The 1,047-nt window shown below is 68.8% G+C and carries 1 protein-coding gene; it reads right to left on the bottom strand.

The window, feature by feature from the left end; all coding sequences use genetic code 11:
• Positions 1–97: 97 nt before the first annotated feature.
• Positions 98–1,047, bottom strand: a 950-nt coding sequence (locus ARC23_RS20200; protein ID WP_160321675.1) for an FUSC family protein, incomplete at its 5' end; no start/stop codon positions are given.

Genomic DNA, 1,047 nt, shown 5'->3' on the forward strand with positions numbered 1-1,047 from the left:
CATTGAACCGTCCTGTTGCAGCGCCAGGGTCGGATCCCTCTCCGCAGGAGAGGGCTCTGACCCCTGCGCGGGGTCTGTGGCTGCACAGGGTATCGCGCTACGGCTGTTCGGCTGCACTCATGGCCAGGCCCGGCGCCAGCGCCTTCGCCTCCGGGAACAGCGCGAAGCGCAGGCCGATCAGGCCCATCAGGGCTTCATCGCGGGCCTTGCAGGCCGCAACGCTGCCGACCCGTCCCAGCGAGGTATCCAACCGCTCGCGCAGCGCCTCGGCCGCCACAATCGGTTTGCGCGCGGCGATCTGCCGGCGGTAATGCACGGCGATCTCTTCAAGAATGTGCTCGACCGCCTCGCGGCTGCGCTCGGGCAGTTCCAGCCGGGCGCGGCGCAGCTGCAGGATGTTCAGGCCGATGCGCGCTTCATTGAGCATGTCCACCGAGGCGATGTCGCTGCCCTCCGGCGTTGCTGCCAGGCGCGGCGCGAGCAGGCCCAGCAGGTCGAGCATGCGCGCGGCAAAGCGCTGGCGGTCCTGCTGGCCACGTCCTTCGGCGGCTTCGGCCAGCGTGGTCCAGCCCTGCCGCACCAGCCGGCGTGCGGTCCACTCGGCGCCCACCGAACGGAACAGGCGGGTCATCACCACCGCAAAGCCAATGCCGATGAACATCGCGATCGACGAGTTGAGGAAGGTCTGGATGTTGGCGCTGTAGGTGTTCTGCAGGCTCAGCAGCGCGGCCAGGTTCACCGTCAGCGGCAGCGCGAACAGCGCGCTCTTGGGGTGGTGCAGCATCAGCCCCAGTGGCAGGAACGCCACTGCCAGCACCAGCGCCAACAGGCCGAAGTCGTGCACCGCCGGGAACACGCCGAACAGATACACGCCGGCCACCACCGAAGCGACCATGGCCCACACCAGGAACGACACCATGCTCGGCGCCGGGTCGTCCTGTGCGGCGAAGAACGCAGCGGTCACCGCGGCCATCATCGCGCCGTTGCCACCCCCTTCCCAACCCAGCGCGATCCACAGCACGCAGTAGCTCATCAGCGCCACGCCGG

The organism is Stenotrophomonas beteli, from assembly GCF_001431665.1.
Taxonomy (GTDB): domain Bacteria; phylum Pseudomonadota; class Gammaproteobacteria; order Xanthomonadales; family Xanthomonadaceae; genus Stenotrophomonas; species Stenotrophomonas beteli.